This is a genomic window from Streptococcus sp. 27098_8_76, from assembly GCF_041432315.1.
Classification (GTDB): Bacteria; Bacillota; Bacilli; order Lactobacillales; family Streptococcaceae; genus Streptococcus.
Map to the genome: position 1 here is coordinate 1 of NZ_JAPVZI010000001.1, position 17,036 is coordinate 17,036.

At 41.8% G+C, this 17,036-nt stretch carries 19 protein-coding genes; 18 read left to right on the plus strand and 1 reads right to left on the minus strand.

Annotated elements, in window-relative coordinates; genetic code table 11:
* The 16 genes from O3636_RS00005 to O3636_RS00080 all read left to right on the plus strand — a co-directional run.
* Positions 1-290, plus strand: a 290-nt coding sequence (locus O3636_RS00005) for an LPXTG cell wall anchor domain-containing protein (RefSeq protein WP_371641313.1), incomplete at its 5' end; no start/stop codon positions are given.
* Positions 291-466: 176 nt separating this feature from the next.
* Positions 467-1,597, plus strand: coding sequence for a radical SAM family heme chaperone HemW (hemW, locus tag O3636_RS00010; protein ID WP_371641314.1), 1,131 nt, complete (start codon positions 467-469; stop codon positions 1,595-1,597).
* A gap of 4 nt (positions 1,598-1,601) precedes the next feature.
* Positions 1,602-2,339, plus strand: coding sequence for an acyl-[acyl-carrier-protein] thioesterase (locus tag O3636_RS00015; protein WP_000524804.1), 738 nt, complete (start codon positions 1,602-1,604; stop codon positions 2,337-2,339).
* Between the two features lie 9 nt (positions 2,340-2,348).
* A complete protein-coding gene (locus O3636_RS00020) occupies positions 2,349-3,122 on the plus strand; it encodes a TIGR01457 family HAD-type hydrolase (protein ID WP_371641315.1) in 774 nt (257 codons plus the stop codon).
* Positions 3,112-3,729, plus strand: a complete 618-nt coding sequence (locus tag O3636_RS00025; protein WP_371641316.1) for a TIGR01906 family membrane protein — start codon at positions 3,112-3,114, stop codon at positions 3,727-3,729. Before O3636_RS00020 ends, O3636_RS00025 begins: the two co-directional genes overlap by 11 nt.
* Before the next feature lie 204 nt (positions 3,730-3,933).
* Positions 3,934-4,335 (plus strand): Spx/MgsR family RNA polymerase-binding regulatory protein, encoded by a 402-nt coding sequence (locus tag O3636_RS00030; RefSeq protein ID WP_000631259.1) that lies wholly within the window; start codon positions 3,934-3,936, stop codon positions 4,333-4,335.
* Complete coding sequence (locus O3636_RS00035) at positions 4,335-4,613, plus strand: UPF0223 family protein (protein WP_261045650.1); 279 nt, start codon at positions 4,335-4,337, stop codon at positions 4,611-4,613. The genes O3636_RS00030 and O3636_RS00035 overlap by 1 nt, the downstream gene beginning before the upstream one ends.
* Positions 4,603-5,376, plus strand: a complete 774-nt coding sequence (locus O3636_RS00040) for an inositol monophosphatase family protein (protein ID WP_371641317.1) — start codon at positions 4,603-4,605, stop codon at positions 5,374-5,376. Before O3636_RS00035 ends, O3636_RS00040 begins: the two co-directional genes overlap by 11 nt.
* Positions 5,377-6,681 carry an RsmF rRNA methyltransferase first C-terminal domain-containing protein gene (locus O3636_RS00045; RefSeq protein WP_371641318.1) on the plus strand — a complete coding sequence of 435 codons (1,305 nt, stop codon included), beginning with the start codon at positions 5,377-5,379 and terminating at the stop codon, positions 6,679-6,681.
* A 221-nt stretch (positions 6,682-6,902) separates the two neighbouring features.
* Complete coding sequence (locus tag O3636_RS00050) at positions 6,903-7,781, plus strand: phosphate ABC transporter substrate-binding protein PstS family protein (RefSeq protein ID WP_371641319.1); 879 nt, start codon at positions 6,903-6,905, stop codon at positions 7,779-7,781.
* On the plus strand, positions 7,781-8,698 hold the full coding sequence (pstC, locus tag O3636_RS00055) for a phosphate ABC transporter permease subunit PstC (protein WP_001070903.1): 918 nt from the start codon (positions 7,781-7,783) through the stop codon (positions 8,696-8,698). Before O3636_RS00050 ends, pstC begins: the two co-directional genes overlap by 1 nt.
* Entirely contained in the window at positions 8,688-9,572 is an 885-nt protein-coding gene (gene pstA / locus O3636_RS00060) for a phosphate ABC transporter permease PstA (protein WP_371641320.1), read from the plus strand. Before pstC ends, pstA begins: the two co-directional genes overlap by 11 nt.
* A gap of 10 nt (positions 9,573-9,582) precedes the next feature.
* Complete coding sequence (gene pstB / locus O3636_RS00065; RefSeq protein ID WP_000049848.1) at positions 9,583-10,386, plus strand: phosphate ABC transporter ATP-binding protein PstB; 804 nt, start codon at positions 9,583-9,585, stop codon at positions 10,384-10,386.
* Positions 10,387-10,398: 12 nt separating this feature from the next.
* The gene (gene pstB / locus O3636_RS00070) at positions 10,399-11,157 is read left to right on the plus strand and encodes a phosphate ABC transporter ATP-binding protein PstB (protein WP_000133484.1); all 759 of its coding nucleotides are present in this window, start codon (positions 10,399-10,401) and stop codon (positions 11,155-11,157) included.
* Between the two features lie 11 nt (positions 11,158-11,168).
* A complete protein-coding gene (phoU, locus tag O3636_RS00075; protein ID WP_371641321.1) occupies positions 11,169-11,822 on the plus strand; it encodes a phosphate signaling complex protein PhoU in 654 nt (217 codons plus the stop codon).
* A gap of 158 nt (positions 11,823-11,980) precedes the next feature.
* Positions 11,981-12,796, plus strand: coding sequence for an ABC transporter substrate-binding protein (locus tag O3636_RS00080; RefSeq protein ID WP_261089280.1), 816 nt, complete (start codon positions 11,981-11,983; stop codon positions 12,794-12,796).
* Positions 12,797-12,814: 18 nt separating this feature from the next.
* On the opposite strand, the gene O3636_RS00085 is transcribed toward O3636_RS00080, so the two are convergent.
* On the minus strand, positions 12,815-14,086 hold the full coding sequence (locus tag O3636_RS00085; RefSeq protein WP_371641322.1) for a PLP-dependent aminotransferase family protein: 1,272 nt from the start codon (positions 14,084-14,086) through the stop codon (positions 12,815-12,817).
* 1,420 nt (positions 14,087-15,506) lie between these two features.
* Between O3636_RS00085 and budA the strand changes: the two genes are divergently transcribed.
* Together budA and O3636_RS00095 are read left to right on the plus strand one after the other, a co-directional pair.
* Complete coding sequence (budA, locus tag O3636_RS00090; RefSeq protein WP_000360311.1) at positions 15,507-16,238, plus strand: acetolactate decarboxylase; 732 nt, start codon at positions 15,507-15,509, stop codon at positions 16,236-16,238.
* Positions 16,239-16,247: 9 nt separating this feature from the next.
* Positions 16,248-17,000, plus strand: a complete 753-nt coding sequence (locus tag O3636_RS00095) for a YhfC family intramembrane metalloprotease (RefSeq protein WP_371641323.1) — start codon at positions 16,248-16,250, stop codon at positions 16,998-17,000.
* The last annotated feature ends 36 nt before the right edge of the window (positions 17,001-17,036 follow it).

The window sequence follows — 17,036 nt, forward strand, 5'->3', positions numbered from 1 at the left end:
ATACAAATCCAGTTGCACCAGTGACACCTGATACGCCAGTCAAACCTGATACTAATGGAGGTTCTGGTCAAGATACACCTGCACCAACTACTCCAACTCCAAATGCAGTTACTCCGAATGCAACTCATGAAGATACTACAGATGCTATTGATAATGGAGCTAAGTCAAATGATTCTCAAAATGTATTGCCAAATACAGGAACAGAATCAAATGCTGCTCTTGCATCTCTAGGACTTCTTGGACTATTGAGTGGATTTGGACTTGTAGCTCGCAAGAAAAAAGAAGACTAAAAATTTAGTCAGATGAATATTCATTCTTTTGTGTTTTAACAACGAACTAGATTGATTCTGATAGTTGTGTTATCCATAAAATACAAAGAATGATTAGATAAAGAAAGCGAACAATGCTAGGATTTTGTTAAACGGAATTCTGAGTATTGTTCGCTTTTTGTGGTATAATAAGTACTATGCAGAAAAAACCAACATCAGCCTATGTGCACATCCCATTTTGTACCCAGATTTGTTATTATTGTGACTTCTCAAAGGTTTTCATTAAAAATCAGCCGGTAGATAGCTATTTGGAGCATCTGCTGGAAGAGTTTCAATCTTATGATATTCAAAAGTTACGAACCCTTTACATCGGTGGTGGGACACCAACAGCTTTGTCAGCTCCACAACTGGAAGTATTACTGGATGGCTTGACTAAAAACTTGGACTTGTCTGCCTTGGAAGAGTTGACCATTGAGGCCAATCCAGGAGACTTGGATGCAGATAAGATAGCTGTTTTGAAAAACTCGGCTGTCAATCGTGTTTCGCTAGGCGTGCAGACCTTTGATGACAAAATGCTAAAAAAGATTGGGCGCAGTCATTTGGTGAAGGATATTTATGAAAATATCGACCGTCTGAAACTGGCTGGTTTTGACAATATTTCTATTGATTTGATTTATGCACTGCCTGGTCAGACAATGGAGCAGGTCAAGGAAAATGTGGCTAAGGCCATTGGGCTGGATATTCCCCATATGAGTTTGTATAGCTTGATTTTAGAAAATCATACGGTCTTTATGAATCGTATGCGACGAGGGAAATTACCTCTGCCTAAGGAAGAACTGGAAGCTGAGATGTTTGAGTACATCATCGCAGCGCTGGAGCGAGCTGGTTTTGAACATTATGAGATTTCTAATTTCTCCAAACCTGGTTTTGAAAGTCGCCACAATCTCATGTACTGGGACAATGCTGAATACTATGGCATCGGTGCTGGGGCATCTGGTTATGTTAATGGAGTGCGCTATAAAAACCATGGTCCCATTCGTCATTATCTCAGTGCGGTTGAGGAAGGCAATGCTCGTATCACAGAGGAGCACTTGAGTCAAAAAGAGCAAATGGAAGAAGAAATGTTCTTGGGACTTCGCAAGAAATCAGGAGTCTCCATGGTGCGATTTGAGGAAAAATTTGGACGGTCTTTCGATGGACTTTATGGAGAAATTGTCAAGGACTTGGTTCAACAAGGTCTCATGCAAATAGAGGGTGACCGAGTTCGTATGACAAAGAGAGGTCTCTTTTTGGGAGACACCGTAGCAGAACGATTTATTTTGGAGTAGGATGATGGGCTTAACTTATCAAATGAAAATGAAAATTCCTTTTGATATGGCTGATATGAACGGTCATATCAAGCTTCCAGATGTGATTTTGCTATCCCTGCAAGTTTCAGGGATGCAGTCTATTGAACTGGGAGTTAGTGATAAGACTATTTTGGAAGAGCATAATCTGGTCTGGATTATCACAGATTATGATATTGAGGTGGTTCGTTTGCCTCATTTTGCGGAAGAAATCACCATCGAAACGGAAGCTTTGAGCTACAATCGACTCTTTTGCTATCGTCGCTTTACCATTTATGATGAATCAGGGCAGGAGCTTATCCATATGATGGCGACCTTTGTTCTCATGGACCGAGACAGTCGAAAAGTTCATGCTGTCGAACCTGAGATTGTGGCTCCTTACCAGTCTGAATTTAATAAAAAGCTCATCCGTGGACCAAAGTATGAGACTTTGGAAGAGCCAATCAGCAAGGATTACCATGTTCGTTTTTACGACTTGGATATGAATGGCCATGTCAATAACAGTAAATACTTGGACTGGATTTTTGAGGTCATGGGAGCGGACTTTTTGACCCAATATATTCCCAAGAAAATCAATCTCAAGTATGTCAAGGAAGTTCGACCAGGTGGGGTGATTACATCGTCTGTTGAACGGACTGGACTGGAAAGCAAGCATGAGATTACAAGCGACGGGGCTACCAATGCCCAAGCTATCATCACTTGGCAAGAAATAAAAAAGGATTAGGGAAAATAGATGAAATATAAAGGCTATTTAATTGATTTAGACGGAACTATTTATAAGGGGAAAGACAGAATCCCAGCTGGAGAGGCTTTTGTCCATGAATTGCAAAAGCGGGACATTCCCTATCTCTTTGTGACCAACAATACAACCCGCACTCCAGAGAGTGTTCAGGAGATGTTGGCTCAGAATTTTAATATCGATACGCCCCTATCGACTGTCTACACAGCGACTTTGGCGACTATCGACTATATGAACGACTTGGGGCTTGAAAAGACGGTCTATGTCATCGGAGAATCAGGCCTCAAGGAAGCCATCAAGGCGGCTGGTTATGTCGAAGACAAGGAAAATCCTGCCTATGTAGTAGTAGGATTGGACTGGCAAGTCGACTATGAAAAATTTGCGACAGCAACTCTAGCTATCCAAAAGGGTGCTCACTTTATCGGAACCAACCCTGACCTTAACATTCCAACAGAACGCGGTCTTTTGCCAGGTGCTGGTTCACTGATTACGCTGCTTGAAGTGGCAACACGAGTGAAGCCTGTTTATATCGGGAAACCAAATGCCATCATTATGGACAAGGCGGTTGAGCACTTAGGCTTGGAATGTGAAGAGTTGATTATGGTTGGGGACAACTATCTGACAGATATTCGGGCTGGGATTGACAACGGCATTCCAACGCTCTTGGTGACAACAGGTTTTACCAAGGCAGAAGAAGTGGCAGACCTACCAATCGCACCGACTCATGTGGTTTCTAGCCTTGCGGAGTGGAACTTTGATGAAAACTAAACTGACCTTTTGGGGCTCTATGCTCTTTCTCCTCTCTCTTTCTATCCTTCTGACTATTTATCTGGCTTGGATTGTTTATCCGCTGGAAATTCAGTGGCTGAATTTAACAGATCGGGTCTATTTAAAACCAGAAACCATTCAGTACAACTTTCATATCTTGATGAATTATCTGACCAATCCATTTAGTCAGGTCTTGCAGATGCCTGATTTTCGTTCGTCAGCAGCTGGTCTGCACCACTTTGCAGTGGTCAAGAATCTCTTTCACTTAGTGCAGCTAGTGGCTTTAGTAACATTGCCAAGTTTCTATTTTTTTGTCAATAGGATTGTGAAAAAAGGCTTCTTGTCTCTCTTTTGTAAAAGTCTCCTAGCTCTAGTAGTCTTGCCTTTGCTGATTGGTTTTGGGGGAGTGTTGATTGGTTTTGACCAATTCTTTACCCTTTTCCATCAAATTCTCTTTGTGGGAGATGATACCTGGCTTTTTGACCCAGCCAAGGATCCAGTGATTCTGATTTTGCCAGAGACCTTCTTCCTTCATGCCTTCCTCCTCTTTTTCGCCCTCTATGAGACCTTCTTTGCCTATCTTTATCTGAAAAGTTGTAGGAAGTGAAAGATGTTTTTAATTTGTATATATAAAATTGCATATCATTTGAAACCATCGTTAAGAGTGAATTAACCAAATTCAAACAAAGGCAATCGTTCGCGAACAGTCTATTTTTCTTGAAAAATAGGCTTTTTTTCTAAAAATCTCTAGTCAAGCGCTTTATTTTTTTGTATAATAGAAGTAGCAAAGTATAGATAAGAAGAGAAAAGCATGATTACACTATTTCTATCACCGAGCTGTACATCATGTCGTAAGGCTAAGGCCTGGTTAGAAAAACATAAGGTTCCCTTTGTGGAGCATAATATTATGACCAGTCCTTTAACAAGAAAAGAATTGCAACACATCCTTTCCTTGACCGAAAATGGTACTGATGACATCATTTCAACTCGTTCAAAAATTTTTCAAAAATTGAATATTGATGTAGAGAGTATTTCGGTATCGGAATTGCTTCATTTGATTGAGCAGTACCCTAGTCTTTTGCGTCGTCCAATTATTATCGATGCCAAACGTATGCAGATCGGTTTTAATGAAGATGAGATTCGTGCTTTTCTCCCTCGTAGTTACCGTAAGCAAGAACTAAAAGAAGCAAGAATGAGAGCTGGTATTAGTTAATGAACAAACAGTATAGTTACCCACTAGATTTGTCGTGGAGCACTGAAGAACTTGCTTCAGTGCTTTCTTTTTTTAATGATGTTGAAGCTGCCTATGAAGGCAAGGTAGAGGCCAAAAAGTTACTGGACTCCTATAAGGGATTCAAATTGGTTGTGCCAAGCAAGAGTGAAGAGAAACGTTTGGGACGAGAATTTGAAACAGTGAGTGGTTATTCGCTTTACCGAGCAGTTCAGGCGGCTAAGGAAAAAGGGGAAGGAAAGATTTCTCTTGGAAAGTAAATTTGAATTTGCCAAAGAGCTAATTAAGAAAGCGGGCCAGTACATCCTTGACCACATGCAGGAAGACTTGCGTGTTGAGACCAAGTCCTCTCCAACAGACTTGGTGACCAGACTGGACAAGGAAGTTCAGGAACTCTTGGTTAGTGAGATTTTGTCCCGCTATCCTGAGGATAAGATTTGCGCTGAAGAAGGTTGTTTGAGAGCCTCGGTGCAAGAGGGCAAGGTTTGGGTTATTGATCCCATTGATGGTACCAGTAACTTTGTAGCCCAGCAGGAAGATTTTGCTGTTATGATGGCTTATTTTGAAAATGGTCAGGGGCAGTTTGGACTGATTTATGATGTGGTCAAAGGGGATTGTTATCACGGTGGTGGTAAGTTTCCGGTTTGCCGAAATGATAAGCCCCTAGCTCCCTTTAAAGCAAAACCACTTGGAGATTTTCTCATTGCGGGAAATAGTGGCATGCTGGAAACCAACGAATGGGGGCTGGCTGATTTGAGTCGAGCCGTCCTCGGTGTTCGTGTCTATGGTAGTGCGGCTATTAGTTTTGCCAAGATTTTGTCAGGACGTTTGTTGACCTATGTCACTTATCTGCAACCATGGGATTATGCTGCAGCTAGTATTTTAGGGGAAAGTCTGGGCTATGAGGTTGTGACTCTTTCTGGTGAAGCTCCTGATTTTCAAACCAGACAGGCGGTCATGATGGTGCCTCTTGAGATGCAGGAGGAAATTCAGTCCTATATTTACGAAAGGAAAAGAACTTAAATGCAATTTCCAAAAGGATTTGTTGAAAAATATGAAGAGATACTAGGAGATGAGGCAAGAGATTTTCTTGCCTCTTTTGAGGAGGAAGCGGTTTCTGCCTTTCGGGTCAATCCCTTAAAAGAAGAGCAACTTTCCTTTCCTGATGCCATTCCTCAAACTCCTTGGGGGCATTATGGGAAGGTTTCAGGGAAATCGCCTGAGCATGCTACTGGTTTAGTTTATTCGCAAGAACCCGCTGCTCAGATGGTTGCTCAGGTAGCCCAGCCCCGTCCTGGTATGAAAGTCTTGGATTTGGCCGCTGCACCGGGAGGTAAATCAACTCAGCTGGCAGCCTATCTAGCAGGGGAGGGGCTCCTTGTCTCCAATGAAATTTCAAGCAAACGGGCTAAGATTTTAGTTGAAAACATGGAGCGCTTTGGAGCGACAAATGTCGTGGTGACCAATGAATCTGCTGACCGCTTGGCCAAGGTTTTTAAGGGCTATTTTGACCTCATTGTCCTTGATGTCCCTTGCTCAGGGGAAGGGATGTTCCGTAAGCAACCAGATGCTATGGACTATTGGAGTTTAGATTATCCGAGTCAATGCGCTAGCTTGCAAAGAGAAATTCTGGAAGATGCAGTAACCATGCTAGCTGAAGGTGGTCGTTTGGTTTATTCAACCTGTACCTGGGCACCAGAGGAAAACGAGGAGATTGTCAATTGGCTACTGAAAGAGTATGATTTTGACTTGTTGCCAGTAGAGCATATCAATGGAATGGTAGCTGGTATTGACCTGCCAGAAACGGCTCGGATGTACCCTCATCAGTTTAAGGGAGAGGGGCAATTTGTAGCCCATTTGCAATTTAAAGGTGAAAATCCCGCCCCTAAATTTAAGGCAAGTAAGAGCAATCTCAGTCGTGAACAAGTTATCTTGTGGCAGGAATTTGTCCAAAAACATTTGAAAATCAATCTAAGAGGAATCTTGCAGACTTTTGGAGACCAGCTTTATCTCTTGCCAGAACTTTTGCCAGATTTAGGGAAACTCAAGATTGCTCGCAACGGTCTGCATTTGGGTACTTTTAAGAAGAAACGCTTTGAACCTAGTTTTGCTCTTGGTCTAGCCTTGAAACCGAGTCAGGTCAAGCAGTCGGTTGAAATTGACCAAGAAGCGTTTGTAAAGTATGTCGCTGGAGAAACCGTTCAGCTGGTGGAAAGTCTGCCAAATGGTTGGTACCAAGTTTTAGTTCAAGGAAATGGTTTGGGCTTTGCTAAGGTGACTGAAAATATTTTGAAAAATTATTTTCCAAAAGGCCTCAGATTCAAGTGAAAATGCTAGTCAAAGTAGCTTGTCTATGTTATAGTGGAAGTATGGATTTTTTTCAAATTATCTTTCATTTTAAGTCAAAATTGGTGGGCAAGGTAACTGAGCAAATTACTAGTAAAACCAAGTTAACAACTTCAGTTGGCTCCCAATTTTAAAAAAGAAAAACATAAATAAATAGTTGAAAAAATTCACAGCATTCACCATTATTTTCAAGGAGAAAAACAGTGAAAAAAAGGAAAAAACTCGCTCTATCCCTTGCGGCTCTTTTGCTAGCAGGTTCTTTGGCGGGATGTGCTAGCTGGATTGATCGTGGAGAATCCATGACAGCTGTTGGCTCAACGGCTCTTCAGCCCTTGGTCGAAGCAGCAGCAGATGAATTTGGCTCTATGCACATTGGAAAAACAGTCAACGTCCAAGGTGGCGGATCTGGTACAGGTCTGTCTCAGGTTCAGTCTGGAGCCGTTGATGTAGGAAATTCAGACGTATTTGCCGAGGAAAAAGACGGTATCAACGCATCCGCTCTAGTGGATCATAAGGTAGCTGTAGCGGGCTTGGCAGTGATTGTAAACAAGGAAGTTGACGTTGAAAATCTGACCACAGAACAACTCCGTAGCATCTTCACAGGTCAAGTAACCAACTGGAAAGAAGTCGGTGGGAAAGACCTAGCCATTTCCATTATCAACCGCGCAGCAAGTTCAGGTTCGCGTGCCACCTTTGATAGTGTTATCATGGATGGTCAATCGGCCGTGCAAAGTCAAGAACAAGACTCAAATGGGATGGTCAAAAACATTGTTTCCCAGACACCAGGAGCCATTTCTTACCTAGCCTTTGCCTATGTGGATGACTCAGTTAAGCGCATGAAGTTGAATGGCTATGAGCCGATTGCAGAAAATGTTACAAGCAATAACTGGCCTTTGTGGTCTTATGAACACATGTACACCCTAGGTAAGCCCAATGAATTGGTGGCAGAATTTCTCAACTTTGTCCTCTCAGATGAAGCGCAAAGTGGAATCGTTAAGGGAATGGGCTATATTTCTGTCAAGGAAATGAAGGTTGAAAAAGATGCTGTTGGAACGGTGACAGCACTAGAAGGGAGTCAATAATGAATCAAGAAGAATTAGCTAAAAAATTACTTTCTCCCTCAAAGAACTCTCGTCTAGAGAAACTAGGAAAAGGCTTGACCTTTGCCTGTCTGTCTTTGATTGTTATCATTGTGGCCATGATTTTGATTTTCGTAGCCCAAAAAGGTTTGTCGACCTTCTTTGTCAATGGGGTCAACATCTTTGATTTCCTCTTTGGACAAACTTGGAATCCTTCAGGTAAACAATTTGGTGCCCTTCCTATGATTTTGGGTTCCTTTATTGTTACAATCCTATCAGCTCTTATCGCAACTCCTTTTGCCATTGGTGCGGCAGTCTTTATGACCGAGGTCTCACCAAAAGGTGCTAGAATCTTGCAGCCAGCCATTGAATTGCTAGTCGGGATTCCTTCAGTTGTGTATGGATTTATCGGTTTGCAGGTCGTAGTTCCTTTTGTTCGTAGTGTCTTTGGTGGGACTGGTTTTGGGATTTTGTCAGGGATTTTCGTTCTCTTTGTCATGATTTTACCGACGGTAACCTTTATGACAACGGACAGCTTACGTGCGGTGCCTCGTCACTACCGCGAAGCTAGTTTGGCTATGGGAGCCACTCGCTGGCAAACCATCTGGCGTGTGACCTTGAAGGCGGCGCGTTCAGGGATTTTTACAGCAGTAGTCTTTGGGATGGCGCGTGCCTTTGGTGAGGCCTTGGCCATTCAGATGGTGGTCGGAAACTCAGCCGTAGTCCCAACTTCATTAACAACACCTGCTGCGACCTTGACCTCTGTGTTGACCATGGGTATCGGAAATACCGTTATGGGAACAGTTGACAATAACGTTCTCTGGTCCTTGGCCTTAGTCTTGCTTTTGATGAGTTTGGCCTTCAACAGTGTGATTAAATTGATTACGAAAGAAAGAGGAAAGAAAAACTATGCACGCTAAGAAATTAGATAAAATTGCAACAGCTGTCCTCTACTCGATTGCAGGTATTATCGTTGCCATCTTGGCATCCTTGATTCTCTATATCTTGGTTCGTGGTTTGCCCCACATCTCTTGGTCTTTCTTGACTGGCAAATCATCTTCTTACCAATCAGGCGGAGGGATTGGAATTCAGCTCTATAATTCCTTCTTCCTTCTGGTTATTACCTTGATTATCTCTGTTCCCTTGTCTATGGGGGCTGGGATTTTCCTAGCTGAATATGCCAAAAAAGGTCCTGTGACCAATTTTGTCAGAACCTGTATTGAAATCTTGTCTTCACTGCCATCAGTGGTTGTAGGTCTCTTTGGTTACTTGATCTTTGTAGTTCAGTTTGAGTATGGATTTTCAATCATTTCAGGTGCCTTGGCCTTGACGGTCTTTAACTTACCTCAGATGACTCGTAATGTTGAAGACAGCTTGAAACACGTTCACCATACGCAACGTGAGGCCGGCTTGGCCCTTGGAATTTCTCGTTGGGAGACTGTGGTCCATGTGGTCATTCCAGAAGCCCTTCCAGGTATTGTGACTGGGGTTGTCTTGGCCTCTGGCCGTATCTTTGGTGAGGCGGCTGCTCTCATCTATACAGCAGGACAATCTGCTCCAGCCCTTGACTGGTCTAACTGGAATATTCTCAGTGTGACCAGCCCAATCTCTATCTTTCGTCAAGCAGAAACCTTGGCTGTCCACATCTGGAAAGTCAATAGTGAAGGTACTATTCCTGATGGAACTATCGTATCAGCAGGTTCTGCGGCCGTGCTCCTCATCTTTATCCTCATCTTTAACTTTGGAGCTCGCAAACTCGGAAGCTACCTACATAAGAAATTAACCGCTGCCTAAAGGAGAAGCCATGTCAAAATATAATTGGGATGAAAAGCATATCATCACCTTTCCTGAAGAGAAAGTGGCCCTCTCTACTAAGGATTTACATGTTTACTACGGTAAAAATGAATCTATCAAGGGCATCGATATGCAATTTGAAAAGAATAAAATTACAGCCTTAATTGGCCCATCTGGATCAGGGAAATCAACCTACCTCCGCAGTCTCAACCGTATGAATGATACCATTGATATTGCTAAGGTAACAGGTCAAATCCTCTATCAAGGGATTGATGTCAACCGTCCAGAAATCAATGTTTATGAAATGCGTAAGCACATAGGAATGGTCTTCCAACGCCCAAATCCCTTTGCCAAGTCTATCTACCGCAATATCACTTTTGCCCATGAACGTGCAGGAGTTAAGGACAAGCAAGTCTTGGATGAAATTGTGGAAACCTCTCTTCGTCAGGCTGCCCTTTGGGACCAGGTCAAAGACGATTTGCACAAGTCAGCCTTGACCCTATCAGGTGGTCAGCAGCAACGTCTCTGTATCGCTCGTGCTATCTCTGTTAAACCAGATATCCTCTTGATGGATGAACCAGCGTCAGCTTTGGATCCGATTGCGACAGCCCAGTTGGAAGAAACCATGTTGGAATTGAAGAAGGACTTTACCATCATCATCGTGACCCACAGTATGCAGCAGGCTGCGCGTGCTAGTGACTACACAGGATTTTTCTACTTGGGTGACTTGATTGAGTACGATAAGACCTCTAATATTTTCCAAAATGCCAAACTACAGTCAACTAATGACTATGTAACAGGACACTTTGGATAGAAAGGAAACAGTATGACAGAAGCGATTTTACAGGTGTCAGACCTGTCCGTTTACTACAATCAAAAGAAGGCCTTGAATAGTGTTTCCCTATCTTTCCAACCTAAGGAAATTACAGCCTTGATCGGTCCATCTGGATCAGGGAAATCAACCCTCCTAAAGGCTATCAACCGCATGGGGGATCTCAATCCAGAGGTGACCACAACTGGTTCGGTGGTTTACAACGGTCACAATATTTATAGCCCACGTACAGATACAGTTGAATTGCGTAAGGAAATTGGTATGGTTTTCCAACAACCGAACCCTTTCCCTATGTCTATCTACGAAAACGTTGTTTATGGACTTCGTATCAATGGAGTTAAGGATAAGCAGGTTCTGGATGAAGCGGTAGAAAAAGCTCTACAACGAGCTTCTATCTGGGATGAGGTCAAGGATCGCCTGCATGATTCAGCTATCGGACTTTCAGGTGGCCAACAGCAACGTGTCTGCGTTGCCCGTGTCTTGGCAACTAGTCCTAAAATCATTCTCTTGGATGAACCGACTTCAGCCTTGGACCCTATCTCAGCTGGTAAGATTGAAGAAACTTTGTATGGTCTAAAAGATAAATATACCATGCTCTTGGTTACGCGTTCTATGCAACAAGCCTCTCGTATCTCTGACAAGACAGGATTTTTCCTAGATGGAGATTTGATTGAGTTTAACGATACCAAGAAGATGTTCCTCAACCCACAACACAAGGAAACAGAAGACTATATTTCAGGAAAATTTGGATAAGGAGATAAATGATGTTACGTTCTCAATTTGAAGAAGATTTAGAGAAATTGCATAACCAGTTCTATGCTATGGGACAAGAAGTGCTCTCCCAAATCAATCGTACAGTGCGTGCCTTTGTTACGCATGACCGTGATTTGGCCAAGGAAGTCATCGAAGATGATGCAGAAGTAAACGAATACGAAGTGAAGTTGGAGAAGAAATCATTTGAAATGATTGCCCTTCAACAACCCGTTTCTCAGGACTTGCGTACAGTTCTAACCGTATTGAAGGCTGTATCTGACTTGGAACGTATGGGTGACCATGCCGTTTCCATTGCCAAAGCGGCAATTCGTATGAAGGGGGAGCAACGCATCCCGGCTGTTGAAGAAGAAATCAAGAGAATGGGGCGCGATGTCAAGAACTTCGTTGAAGCAGCTCTTGAACTCTATCTCAATGGTTCAGTAGATCAGGCCTATGAAGTAGCAGCAATGGACGAAAAAATCAACCATTACTTTGATATCATTCGTGACTTGGCTACAGAAGAAATCAAGAAAAATCCAGATGCCATCGTTACAGGTCGTGATTACTTCCAAGTGATTGCCTTCTTGGAACGTATTGGAGACTATGCTAAAAATATCTGTGAATGGGTTGTTTACTTTGAAACAGGTAAGATTGTCGAACTATAAAATAGATTCATTCTGTATAAAAAGGAGCTTGAAATCAACTGATAGCTCCTTTTCTTGAATGAAAAAAATATTTTCAAGATAAAAATTCAAAAAGGTGCTTGACAAGTAGCTTGAATAGCGTTATAATTATACAAAATTAACAGAGAGGTTGTTTATTTATGAAATCAAAAAAATGGATATTTGTTTTATGTAGTTTTCTTGCAAGTTTCTTCTTAGTAGCTTGCCAGTCGGGTTCTAATGGTTCTCAGTCAGCTGTTGAGGCCATTAAGCAAAAGGGGAAATTAGTTGTGGCGACCAGTCCTGACTATGCACCTTTTGAATTCCAATCCTTAGTTGATGGAAAAAACCAGGTAGTTGGTGCGGACATTGATATGGCCCAAGCTATCGCTGATGAACTTGGGGTGAAGTTGGAAATTTCAAGCATGAGTTTTGACAATGTCTTGACCAGTCTTCAAACTGGGAAGGCTGACCTAGCAGTTGCGGGAATTAGCGCTACTGACGAGAGAAAAGAAGTCTTTGATTTTTCGATCCCTTACTATGAAAACAAGATTAGTTTCTTGGTTCGTAAGTCTGATGTAGAAAAATACAAGGATTTAACTAGCCTTGAAAGTGCTAATATTGCAGCCCAAAAAGGGACTGTTCCAGAAGCTATGGTCAAGGAACAATTGCCAAAAGCTCAGCTGACTTCCCTAACCAATATGGGTGAAGCAGTCAATGAATTGCAGGCTGGAAAAGTAGATGCTGTTCACATGGATGAGCCTGTTGCCCTTAGCTATGCTGCTAAAAATGCCGACCTAGCTGTCGCAACTGTCAGCTTGAAGATGAAGGATGGCGAAGCTAATGCAGTTGCCCTTAGAAAAAATAGTGCTGATTTGAAAGAAGTGGTGGACAAGGTCATCCAAAAACTCAAGGATGAAGGAACTTACCAAAGCTATCTTGAAAAAGCAGCAAGCCTAACAGAAGTTGAACAATAAAAAAAGCAGAGTTGGAAGTCATTCCAATTCTGCTTTTAAATAGTTTAAAACATTTTTCAGATTATCTAAGGACACCTTGGCAAATTGATAGGGGCAGGCATCCAAGTAAGCCTCCTCAAAGAAGTCGAATTTCAGCTGACTGTGTTTGAGGCTGGCGATTTTAGGATACTGTCGCAGATCTAGTAATAAACCATCATGTAGAGGGAAATGAGGAAGGGGACAAGGTGTTTTAGCTAGTCTTTCCTCGATTTGTTTTTGGTAGTCTTCCTGATTGGACAAGCGAGCCAGACGGTTTTTCTCAAACAGTTGACTGTCGATATAGAGTGACAGGGCCTTCTGCATGATGAGATTGCTGTCGTAGTCTAGGATATTTTTGTAGGCCACAAAGGCTTCCTTGATAGCATTTGGAAGAATGAGTGCTGTTATCCGCAGGGCTGGAAAGAGGCTGGTTGAGAAGGACTTGATATAAATGACGCGCTCTTCTGTATCCAGATAGTGGAAGGTTTGGCCCTTCTTGGAGTCCAAATCCCCAAGATAATCGTCCTCTACGATATAGACACCGTACTTGGTAGCTAAGTCAAGGATAGCTCGTTTGTCCTGCTCAGAATAGGAATGCCCCAGAGGATAGTGAAAACGAGGAATGGTATAGAAAAACTTAATCTTTCCTGTCTTGAAATGGCTTTCCAGTTCCTCCAAGTCAATCCCATCAATGCCTCGTTCGATCGTTTGATAGTCCAGACCCTGAGCAATCAAGAGGCGATTCATCCGATGGTAGGTCGGCTGTTCCACCAAGATTTCCTTGGCTTGGCTAGGGAAGGAAATTTGCGAGAGAATAAAAAGGGCTTGTTGGGTTCCAGAGGTCAGTACCAGTTGGTCAGCCTTGCAGTAGAGAGCTTGGTCAAAGAGGAGTTTGTGAATAGACTGTCTTAGGTCTTCTAAACCTTCTTGGTTGTCATAGTAGTTGAAGAGGTAGTTTTCCCGGCCAACCAAGGTTTCATTGACACAGAGTCGGAAATCGTCATAGGCGCTGGCGTGTTCGTCCGTAACCTCAATTTCTAGGTCTTGATGTTGCCCTTGTTCTAGGACATAGTAACCACTCTGGGGCTTGGCATAGAGGTATTGTTCGTGCCGTAATTCCAGTAGGGCGCGTTGAATGGTGTCCTTGCTACAGTGAAAGTCAAGGCTCAGTTGACGGATAGAAGGTAGGCGACTTCCCGTTGGAAAACGTCCAGACTCGATACCGTTTTTCAGATAAGATACGACCTCTTGGTACTTGCTTTGTTTCTTCATTACAGACCTCCCTTGATTTTGTTACATTGTACCCTTTTTTTTCCTTCTTGGCAATGTCTAGAGTGTTTCTCTCGTTCACATCTAGGGGCAAATGTGGTATACTCCCATCTTTAACACTTTTTTAAAATTAAAGAGCAATTAAATGCGGATGTGACAGTTTTTCGGAACTTTTTTCTCTTTAAAACAAAATGTGTATTTTTATCTGGGGTTGGTTTGTTTTAAAAAGTTTTCATGCTAATTTCCCCTTATTACTTGCACTTGTTTTTAGGAAAAAAGCTTGAAATCGCTTTCTTGTTGTGGTATAACAGAATTGAAAAATAAAAGTATACTAATAACTTGTTAGAAAGGAGTTTAAATCAGAAAGTCAAGTTATTTTATCAGTAATATACATTTGTGACTTGAAAGGAGTGTTTTTTATGAAATTAAAAAACCGGAACTACATCTCTTGTTGTATTATCACTATTTTCCACTATGTCTCCTTCTATAGCTTCTGTTAGAGTATTTGCTGATGATGTAATTACCACGGAAGTTTCTGAAATTAGTACCCAAGAACAAAAACGAATAGATGATGTAGCCAATGTTCTTGAACAAATGTTTAGAAATTAAGTTAATGAAAAAAATTTTACTGAATATGTTTATAAAAACTTTTCTCAAAAAGATATTGCTCTTGCGGAAAATGAATTAGAAACTAATATTAATAATCCCTATGACAGAGTCCCTTGGGATGAGATGGGAGGATGTATAGCGAGAAAAATACGAAATGAATTTTTTGCTATGATCAATGTTTCGCTAATTGTTAAGTATGCGTATAAAAAGGCTTGGTCAGAATTAGCTAAAGTGGTACTAAGATTTGTTAAAGTTAATAGGCTTAAAACAAATATTTATATCATTGCTGGTCAATTGGCTTTTTAGGGAATTCAATGTGGTATGGAATAATGCGTGATAAAAACTTTTTAATAAAGGATGGGATTATTAGCTTTTTGATTGGATTTGTATATGCATATTTAGTGTTACAAAAATTTATCCTTTGGAAAATCCTTTTGTTTGCATTTATTTTTGCAATTATTAATACAATATTTATGTTTACTAGGAACAAAAAATAAATAATGATTTAGTTAAATAAAAAGTGACCCCTAGGGAAGTGTGTTCCTTAGGGGTTGTTGTGCTAGTTCAAGTTTTGTTTCTGTCAAAATCTCAGACTACCCGTCGGAAATCGCCCAGACTCGATACCGTTCTTTAGATAGGAAACAACCTCTTGGTACTTGCTTTGTTTCTTCATTCCAGACCTCCCTTGATTTTGTTACATTGTACCCTTTTTTTTCCTTCTTGGCAATGTCTAAGGTGTTTCTCTCGTTCACATCTAGGGGCAAATGTGGTATACTTAGGAGTAACATTTATAGAATAACAGACAAGAAAGTGAATGGATAAGAACGTGCAGGAACCAGTGAAATTATTTCAATACAATACCCTTGGAGCCTTGATGGCTGGCCTTTATGGTGGTACCATGACAGTGGGAGAATTGCTAGAGCATGGTGACCTTGGTTTGGGAACCTTGGATTCTATTGATGGGGAATTGATTGTCTTAGATGGCAAGGCTTATCAGGCCAAAGGCTCAGGAGAGCAACCGGAAATTGTAGAAGTGTCACCAGATGCCCTTATTCCTTACGCTGCAGTAGTACCACATCAGGCAGAAGTTATTTTCCGCCAGCGGTTTGAGATGACAGACAAGGAATTGGAAGAACGGATTGAGTCTTATTATGATGGGGAAAATCTTTTCCGCTCTATCAAGATTCGGGGGGAATTTTCGCATATGCATGTGCGCATGATTCCTAAGTCAACACCAGATACCAAGTTTGCTGATGTCGCGACCCATCAACCGGAATATAGTCGTGACAATGTGGCAGGAACCATTGTTGGTTTCTGGACGCCAGAGATTTTTCATGGTGTCAGTGTGGCAGGCTATCATCTACACTTCATCTCAGATGACTTGACCTTCGGTGGGCATGTTATGGACTTTGTCATCAAGGAAGGAATTATCGAGGTGGGAGCAGTTGACCAATTGGACCAACGTTTCCCAGTCCAAGACCGTCAATACTTGTTTGCTAAGTTCAATGTTGACGAGATGAAAAAAGATATTGAAAAGGCAGAATAGGAGAAGAAAATGACCATTCATATTATCATTACCATGGTGCTGTTGCTGGCTTTCTTGATAGGGAGCGTTTTGTATGCCAAAAAGAAATACCAGATTAATCTAGCTGTCTTGGGCTTGGGGGCTGTAGCATTCTTTGTCTCTTCACAGATTTTGGAAAAACTGGTGCATATCTTGCTTTTGCATCCTCAAAAAGACGGTAGTATTGCCCTCTTGCAAGACCATCCGCTTGTCTATATCATCTATGGCCTAGCCATGGCAGCATTTTTTGAGGAAACAGCTCGTCTTGTTTTCTTCAAATGGTTGGAGAAAAAGAGAAGTTTGGAAAAGGCAGATGCCTTGGCTTATGGGTTAGGTCATGGTGGCTTGGAGTTGATTTTCCTAGGTCTTGCTAGTTTGCTTAATCTCTACATCGTTCTCTCAGCAGTTCAAACGCAGGATCCACAGGTCATGCAATTACTGTCTGAAAATATGTTGAAAACTATCCAGTCGCTATCAGTCTGGCAGATTTATTTGCTTGGTTTTGAGAGAATCTTGGCGCTTGGTTTCCAATTACTCTTGACTGTTTGGGTTTACCAAGCTGTTCGCCAGAAGAAATGGATTTATCTCCTAGCAGCCTATGGCCTACACGCCTTCTTTGACCTAGCACCATCTCTAGTCCAAGTTGGCTGGTTGACCAATCCAGTCTTGGTGGAAGTGGTTCTAGCAGTTGAGCTCATTCTGGTTGCCTATGGAACCAAGGCAATTTTTTGCAAAAAATCATAAAAAGGGGGAAACCTCTTTTTCTTATGCAAAATCCAA

Coding starts and splice junctions, on each gene's coding strand:
- O3636_RS00020 (WP_371641315.1), top strand. CDS start 2,349: ATGAAATATAAAGGCTATTTAATTGATTTAGACGGAACTATTTATAAG.
- phoU (WP_371641321.1), top strand. CDS start 11,169: ATGTTACGTTCTCAATTTGAAGAAGATTTAGAGAAATTGCATAACCAG.
- O3636_RS00035 (WP_261045650.1), top strand. CDS start 4,335: ATGAACAAACAGTATAGTTACCCACTAGATTTGTCGTGGAGCACTGAA.
- hemW (WP_371641314.1), top strand. CDS start 467: ATGCAGAAAAAACCAACATCAGCCTATGTGCACATCCCATTTTGTACC.
- O3636_RS00095 (WP_371641323.1), top strand. CDS start 16,248: ATGACCATTCATATTATCATTACCATGGTGCTGTTGCTGGCTTTCTTG.
- pstC (WP_001070903.1), top strand. CDS start 7,781: ATGAATCAAGAAGAATTAGCTAAAAAATTACTTTCTCCCTCAAAGAAC.
- budA (WP_000360311.1), top strand. CDS start 15,507: ATGGATAAGAACGTGCAGGAACCAGTGAAATTATTTCAATACAATACC.
- O3636_RS00085 (WP_371641322.1), bottom strand. CDS start 14,086: ATGAAGAAACAAAGCAAGTACCAAGAGGTCGTATCTTATCTGAAAAAC.
- O3636_RS00030 (WP_000631259.1), top strand. CDS start 3,934: ATGATTACACTATTTCTATCACCGAGCTGTACATCATGTCGTAAGGCT.
- O3636_RS00045 (WP_371641318.1), top strand. CDS start 5,377: ATGCAATTTCCAAAAGGATTTGTTGAAAAATATGAAGAGATACTAGGA.
- pstB (WP_000133484.1), top strand. CDS start 10,399: ATGACAGAAGCGATTTTACAGGTGTCAGACCTGTCCGTTTACTACAAT.
- pstB (WP_000049848.1), top strand. CDS start 9,583: ATGTCAAAATATAATTGGGATGAAAAGCATATCATCACCTTTCCTGAA.
- O3636_RS00025 (WP_371641316.1), top strand. CDS start 3,112: ATGAAAACTAAACTGACCTTTTGGGGCTCTATGCTCTTTCTCCTCTCT.
- O3636_RS00080 (WP_261089280.1), top strand. CDS start 11,981: ATGAAATCAAAAAAATGGATATTTGTTTTATGTAGTTTTCTTGCAAGT.
- O3636_RS00015 (WP_000524804.1), top strand. CDS start 1,602: ATGGGCTTAACTTATCAAATGAAAATGAAAATTCCTTTTGATATGGCT.
- pstA (WP_371641320.1), top strand. CDS start 8,688: ATGCACGCTAAGAAATTAGATAAAATTGCAACAGCTGTCCTCTACTCG.